This is a genomic window from Yoonia sp. R2-816 (assembly GCF_046762905.1).
Taxonomy (GTDB): domain Bacteria; phylum Pseudomonadota; class Alphaproteobacteria; order Rhodobacterales; family Rhodobacteraceae; genus Yoonia.
The window spans coordinates 1-7,714 of the sequence record NZ_JBKQXN010000310.1 but is presented as its reverse complement, the minus strand read 5'-3'; the positions used below and the strand labels follow the sequence as shown (position 1 = coordinate 7,714).

Here is a 7,714-nt window from a genome sequence, read left to right as displayed (position 1 = left end):
CATGAAAACCAGCGCCATTGAAGGCGAGATGCTGGACCGGCGCAGTGTGCAATCCTCGCTGCGCAGACATCTCGGATTAGAACCCGACAGCTACCCAAACAAGCCTCGAGAACAGGGCGTGGCCGAGATGATGGTCGACGTATACTCGACCCATGCCGAGCCCCTCAAGCACGACACGCTCTTCCGGTGGCACGAAATGCTCCTGTCTTTCGATAAAAGGTTGGAGGCCATCGGGTCCTATCGGCGGCATGAAGATGCCATGCAGATCGTCTCGGGTCGTCTTGATCGCCCGGTCGTGCATTTTGAGGCCCCACCGTCTGCGCAGGTTCCGGGCGAGATGGACCGATATGTCGACTGGTTCAACCAAACAGCGCCGGATGACGAAGAGTCCTTGCCAGCATTGACGCGAGCAGGCCTGGGTCATCTCTATTTCGAGAGTATCCATCCATTCGAAGACGGAAATGGTCGTTTGGGTCGAGCCCTGGCCGAAAAGTCCCTGGCTCAGAATATTGGCCAGCCAAGCCTCATCGCACTCGCCTTCACCATCGAGCGAAAGCGGAAGGACTATTACGATCAACTTGAGCGGCACCAGAAGACACTGGATGTCACACCGTGGCTTGTATGGTTCGGAGAGGCCGTTCTGGAAGCGCAGCAAGTTACCTTGGAGCGCGTGGGCTTCTTCATTGCCAAGGCGCATTTTTATGACCGACATCGCGACGCGTTGAAGGAACGACAGGCCAAGGTGATCGAGCGGATGTTCCGAGAGGGCCCAGACGGGTTCAAAGGTGGCCTGAGCGCCGAGAACTACATTTCGATCTCCGGGACATCGCGGGCAACGGCGACAAGAGATCTACAAGAACTTGTCGAGCTTGGTGCCCTCACGCGTACTGGCGAACGCCGATACACTCGGTACTGGTTGAAGCTTGAAGGACCGGGTGCATAGTGCATGGTCGGCCGGGTAGGGCGGATTGCGGTCATTCGCTGCGGTTGCAGCAGCGAGCCAATTGGTCGCAATAGCTGACGTACAACCTCTCATCTTTCGAGCAGAAGTAACTTGCGAACCGAAGCACATCGTCGAATAGTCGAGGTGTAATTACTCAACTCAAGGGAGCGGCATGCGCTTTAGTAAAGACGGGCCCAACATTCCGGATAGTTTGTTGGAAAGACGTGATACTGGACGTGTCGTGTTTCTATGTGGAGCAGGTGTTTCTCTGAACTCTGGGCTACCTGACTTTTACAAGCTCACAAAAAATATCGTGGAGTTTTTCGACCCCCCAGACGATTCTGATATCATGGCATCATTTCAGCCGTGGCTGGATTGGAAAAAGGAACCTGACGAGAATCCTCCCCCTCAAGCTTCGCTTGATGGAATATTTCACCTCCTTCAAAGGGAGTATGGGCGTACGGAAGTAAATGAGCTGGTGGCGGGTGAGTTAAAAAGCCCAACTGTTGGCGCTGCGGTTGGGCACAATCACAAGACGATCTCAAGGATTTCTTGTGATCCGGCCGGTCGACCTCAGATCGTGACAACTAACTTCGACACCTTGTTTGAAGGAGGCGAGGACACCAACACCGATTTCCATGTGCCACCATCTCTTCCTGACATTGATCGCTACGTTCCAATCACCGGGATTACATATCTGCATGGACGCCGCGAAGACGGTCCAGCCTCAAAAAGTCCTTATATTCTCAGTAGTTCCGATTTTGGCAGGGCATACTTGTCGGAAGGTTGGGCTACTACATTCGTTCGTTCCTTGTTGAGGTCATACACGGTCGTCTTGGTCGGCTATCAAGCTGAAGATCCTCCAGTGAAATATTTGTTGCAGGGTTTGAACCAAGATGAAGCATCCGATCGTTCCAACCTATTTGCATTCGACAGAGGGAGTCGTGTGCAAGTTGAGGCAAAGTGGCGGGATCGAGGTGTAACGGCAATCCCGTATTCGGAGCATGACGTTCTATGGGGCACCTTGGAGTTATGGGCAGAAAGGGCCGACAACCCTCGTGAGTGGAAACGGAAAGTTGCTGCGATGGCTCAGCAGCAGCCATCTTCACTTGAAGCTTACCAGCGAGGGCAAGTTGCGCATCTTGTGCGTTCATCGATGGGTGCGAAGCTATTCGCTAACAGTGAACCGTCGCCCCATCCTGAATGGGTCTTTGTTCTTGATGCTAGCAGCCGAGCTGCCGAGCCAAGTAAAGGTTATGGCAAAGATGCTGAGTTATATGATCCCGCCGAGAGCTATGGCCTTGATGATGATCCTGCGCGTCCTGACAAAAGAGACGCAAAAGCACAAATCAAACATGAAAACATGTTGCATTGGCGTCGTGAAGACACCAATCCAGCCGACTCACACGCAATCGCGGGGAGGCAAATGTATGGGCGGCAGTCGATCCCGTCACGGCTCTACCATCTTACAAGATGGATTGCGCAGAGCCTCAATCACCCCGCTGTTGCATGGTGGGCCGCTCGTCGAAATGGTTTACACCCAAACCTCGTAGATCAAATCAACTGGCATCTTCGAAGAGGTGACTGCCTTCACCCAAATGGGCGAAAGGCATGGCGTCTCATCCTTGAGTTCCAAGAAGAACGACGTGACAGCGTCTGGGATGGCGGTTGGTATGATTTTCAAGATGCCATCGCTAAAGACGGTTGGTCACCTACAAACCTCAGAAGTTTTCGATCTCTTACCTCACCGCTGCTGTCACGGGACACTTTCATTGGCAGCCGAGGCGTAGCTCCACCAAAAGAAGGTTGGGATGATGTGTCCCTGCCCAATATCGCTGCTTTTGAAATTAAGTTCACTGACATGCACAACATTGACCTTGAGGTACCTGAAGAGGTTTTGCCTTCAGTCTTGTCTGCCCTTGTCGAGAATTTGAAGCAAGCGTCGGGCATGCTTGCGGACCTTGAGACCACATATTTCAAGACGCCCACATGCTATCCTGACCGTCTTGCCGATGGGGATGAGTATTCGGGAAAAACGAGCAAGGTTATCAAATGGTTTCTGACATTGTTTCGCCGCCAAGCGGACAGCAACGCTGATCTCGCACGGAACCTAGCTTCTGCTTGGCCGATTTCAGATCGATATTTTTTTCGCAAACTGAAACTCTACGTACTAAACAATGCAGACCTATTCACGCCGACTGATGCATTTAATGAAATCCAGAGTCTGGACAGAGACGCCTTTTGGGACAGAGAGAGTCGGCGGGAGCTTCTTTTTCTTATTTCGGATCGTTGGGATGATTTTTCGGATGCCGAACGTACTGCTCTTGGCGACCGGCTACTTAGCGGCCCTGAGAAGATGTCACATTGGTCCGATGAAGAATATCCAAGCATACGTGACGAATACGCGGCTCGCGTTACGCGTTGGATCACTCTGCAAGGCAACCTCCTTGTCTATAATCAGAACGATCGTTTGGACGCTATACTTACGTCAATTCCGAACTGGAATGACGGCTGGGCCACGAGTTACCTGACGCTCAATGGATCGAACGTCTACCGCGTCGGCACTGATGAAACACCTGACGCGCTACTCAGCATACCCATCGATCAAGTTGTAGATCGCGCCAAGTCTGACCTGCAACGGGACTTTGGGAGCCGCACAAATATGAGGCCGTTCAGTGGCCTCGTTAAGGAAGCCCCACTTAGAGCGCTCATCTCATTGTCGCTTGCAGCAAAGAAAAAGGATTACCCTGCGTCATTCTGGAATGACTTGGTAACCGAGTGGCCTGACGAAACGACAGTGCGTCTACAAAGACAACGTTTGCGCCGTATATCTCGGTTGCCGCCACCGGTAGTCCAAGAGTTGAGTCATACGTTGGGGCGGTGGCTTGAAAGTCACTTAACCAGTCTGCTCGCTCTCGACAGAGATTTGGCTTGGGAAACCTATGACCATATCGCGTCTGCGTTGCTCGAACCCAACACCAATGCCACGGAGAGCGCACTTGGCGATGTGACGATCGGTGGCGAAATACAGCAACGTTCGCGACGAACTTTCGACCACGCACTCAACAGCCCCATCGGTTGCATGACAAACGCTTTGCTAAGAGAATTGTCGGACCGAAAGCCAGAAGCGAGCGCTGGCATTCCAGACGACCTGCTAACACGGCTGGAACGGTTACTCACATCACCTGACGAAGGTCGAGATCATGCCGTGGCAACCATCACCCACGATCTGAATTGGCTAAATCACGTTTCTCCTGAATGGGTCGCAACAAGAGTCATACCTTGGTTTGCGTTTGATCATATGGCCTGCGAACCAGCGTGGAGCGGATTGCTATCATCTGGCAGTGTGCCGACGTCGGTGCTCCGCACACACTTGCGCAGCCATCTTTTGGAGCTTTTTCCACAAATATACGATTTTCAATGGGACCGGGATTTAGCTAAGATTGCGGCTCAATGGATATCTTGGATGGCAGTCTTTGCTTTAGACAAAGATGAAGGCGTTACGAAGCGAGACGCCCGACGTTGTCTTCGCCGTATGAATGACGCCTCCCGATGCGAAGTCATCCACTGGCTGGGTTTGGTCGGTAAGAAAAATGATGACGGTTGGACCGAACACGTAATTCCGTTCATCAATACTGTTTGGCCACGTGAGCGAATTTTTCAGACTAATGCTTCCGTTCGAGCGTGGGTATCTATGTTGGAAGCACAAGGTGAGAACTTTCCAATTTTGCTTAAGGAAGTTGAAAAATTTCTAGCTCCTGTAAGCGGTGAAACGCATTGGCTGTACCGTTTCACAAAAGAGATCGGTGGCGATGCCCCACTCACAAAGGAATACCCAGCAGAGGTCCTAAGCCTGATGGAAGCAATCGTTCCCAATTCCCCATTAGACGCACCTGTTGAGTTGTCAGAGATATTGGAGATCATTGAAGAAGCTGATCCTGCTCTCACAAGAGATCTGCGTTTTTTTCGCCTTAGTGACCTTGTCGCACGGCAATAGGCATGTGGTCGAAAGTCTAGTCAATCGAATAGACGTCACTAAGAAAGTTTGGCTCTCAAAGCTCGACACTTGCCGCGCCAACGAATGGCCGGTTTGACTATCCCCACCGCAGCATATTGATCGCTCGGCCAAGGTTTGGTTTGGGCCGTCAGTTTGAATAGAGTCATTGCTGCTGACCGCTCCATGTTGTTGCTTGTAGCGGTCCGGTCCATCTACGAAGATAGCGATGATCACGTGCCTGATATCTATGCCGCATTCCGGCGGCGGGTTGAGGAGCACTGTCAGAAGTGAGTTGATCGAGGTTTTTGATGGGAATGCTTGGTGTTTAAGATCGTTGATGAAGAAGACTCTAGGTCTTGGCTATCAAAACAGGATCGACAAACTCGGGTTTGGTTTGTCGCACGTATGGCTTTGAGGTCATTTCCCGCAGCGATTGGAGAAGGGCCGTTCAACCAACGAGATGTGCTGCGGCTGTTACACCACTTGCTCATTGCTACTGTGGGCAGCGTCGACCTGCAGGCTGCCAAAAAGTCAGCCAAGCTGGCGTTTGGTGCTGTCGGCTACAAAGGTTCGGCGCAACAAATTCACAATGATCAGTTAGTTCTTGGCCCGCGCTTTCCGCATGAAGGTGAGGTGTTATACGGAGATCAACAGCCACCAAAGGGTTCCCTCAGGACCGAATCCGGCCAAAACGTAATTGGCAATGCCATTACTTGGACCGTCGAGATTGGAGAGCTAAAGCGTCATGTGGACTTTGGAGGTGGCTACTGGGAGTTGGCCTGGTTGGTCGGTGCTGACCGGGCGAGCAAGCTGGCCACCGCAGACATAACATCTCCGAGCGAATGGTTACCGCTGTGGGGCTCTGAGGGGCATCCTTCAAGTATCGTAGAAGACTACTCAAACCTCGAAGAATTCTTTGCCTCGGATCCAAGTGTATGGGGGTTCTGGTCCAGGTGGTTCTGGGCAATTCACGATGGCAAGCCCTTGCCATGGGATTTGAGCCGTTTGATTGCTCTAGCATTGTCCGATCAAGACTGGCGGTCGGGTGCTGAGCACGTTGCTCAAGAGATTAAGAGAGTCGAGGCTCTATTCTCTGTTCGGCAATCGTTGTCTGATTTGGCCAATGACCGTGCCGCAGCGATTGCAGAAAATCGTCATGGGATCGGCGGCAACAATCCGCCGCTGGAGTTTGAGTTACCGGCTGCTGTGCAGAGGAGCCATACTATCATTTGGGCGGCGGTGGATGAGATTGCTCAACAAGCCGAAGCAGAGGTGCCCGACAAGTCGCTAGTGCTGGCAGCATTGGAGAAGCTGGATGCTGCTTTAGGCTCCTGTATCGTTTGGGCCGGACAAAAGGCTGACATAGCGGTCGATACAACGATCAAGTGGGGCATTCCGGCCGCCGGAGGGTATTTCGTCCTAAACCCAAGCAAGTTTCAGGCTTTGATTGAGGCGGTAAAGAACTGGATAGCAATCTTGCCTTGATTTGAGTGACAATTACGTGGCTGGGAAACAAAATGCTGAGTAGCTTCTGCATCGCTCAAGTCAGGGAAGCCGCTGTTCAGTTTCCAAACTCTTCTGCATCCTCAGACAGTGCGCTCGGGGACACATCCTGACCACTTGCCCGATCAGACTTGATCTGCGGCGCTTTCTTGACCCAACCCTCGCGTGCGCGGCGGAGGCTTCGTCTGCGTTGCATAAAATTCAAAGCGACCTAAAGCGCGGCCCCGACCATCGCCGAGGCGAATGCCCGGTTGGGGAAAACGTATGGTCGACATGTCGGGGTCGCAAATGTCCGCAATGGGCCGCGCGCACTCGTCCGATCATTGCTAGGACCGATCTAGTGCAACCTTCAAAGTCTACCCGAAACACGTTAAGGCCCTTTGCAAAGTTTTCCGTGTGAACTTTGTGGTTTTGAGAAGGTGGATGATGGCACAAGATAGGTATTCTAGTTTTGGGGAGCTTTATGAGGTCGAGAAAGACGGGATCGATTATCGTAAGCAAGCTGTGAAAAGGACTTCGGATTGTTTGATTATGGCCCCTCATGGGGGCAGAATCGAACCGGGGACGTCTGAGTTGGCTAAAGCCGTGGCAAGCGAAGACCATTCGCTCTACTTATTTGAAGGTATTCGAAAGAGACCTCACAGCGATTTGCATGTGACGTCGCACAAGTACGACGATTACGAAGCAATCGAGATTGTCGGTGAGCACTCCGTGGTAGTCGCTTTTCATGGTCGTGGAGATCGCAATGATCCCGCGACCATCTATGTCGGAGGGTTGGACACAACTGGCAGAGACGCCATCATCAAGGAGTTGTCGTCGAAAGGTTTCGAAACTGCCGTTGGGTTCGGTGAGCTTGCTGGAAAGCACAAGAACAACATCTGCAATCGCGGCAGTAGATCAATAGGTGTTCAACTTGAAATCCCGAAGACACTTCGGGAAGAGCTGCTTTCAAAGCCTGACCTTCTCGATAAATTCTCTTGTGCTGTGCGAAAAGCCATTTCAGGCGCTGAGGAATAGCCTGCTTTTCCCGGCTGGTGTGCGATCATCTGTAACCTGCTGTCGCAATCGCAGCCCATGTCCGCAATACGGGCTGCAACCGCAGCATTGGGGGCTAATGCTCAGTGACCGCTATGGGCCGTTTTGACACATTATTTGTAGTAGTTCAGATGTGATCTGACAGTTGGCCGTTTTTCTGGCGGCGTCTGTCAGGCGAAGTTCAGTTCACGAGCTTTACCTGCCAGATTTCTTTCCCGTCGATCATAGTTTCGATA

Annotated in this window: 4 protein-coding genes; all 4 read left to right on the top strand. The window is 52.0% G+C overall.

All coding sequences use genetic code 11. The annotated features are described in order from the left end of the window. Position 1: 1 nt before the first annotated feature. The 4 genes from ACFWW2_RS17705 (at position 2) to ACFWW2_RS17690 (ending at position 7,460) form a co-directional block, all read left to right on the top strand. Positions 2-943, top strand: a complete 942-nt coding sequence (locus ACFWW2_RS17705; protein WP_393930179.1) for a Fic family protein — start codon at positions 2-4, stop codon at positions 941-943. A gap of 172 nt (positions 944-1,115) precedes the next feature. Next, positions 1,116-4,940, top strand: coding sequence for an SIR2 family protein (locus ACFWW2_RS17700; RefSeq protein WP_393930177.1), 3,825 nt, complete (start codon positions 1,116-1,118; stop codon positions 4,938-4,940). 321 nt (positions 4,941-5,261) lie between these two features. Further along, positions 5,262-6,425 (top strand): hypothetical protein, encoded by a 1,164-nt coding sequence (locus ACFWW2_RS17695; protein ID WP_393930175.1) that lies wholly within the window; start codon positions 5,262-5,264, stop codon positions 6,423-6,425. 441 nt (positions 6,426-6,866) lie between these two features. After that, positions 6,867-7,460, top strand: a complete 594-nt coding sequence (locus ACFWW2_RS17690; protein ID WP_393930172.1) for a poly-gamma-glutamate hydrolase family protein — start codon at positions 6,867-6,869, stop codon at positions 7,458-7,460. Positions 7,461-7,714: the final 254 nt, after the last annotated feature.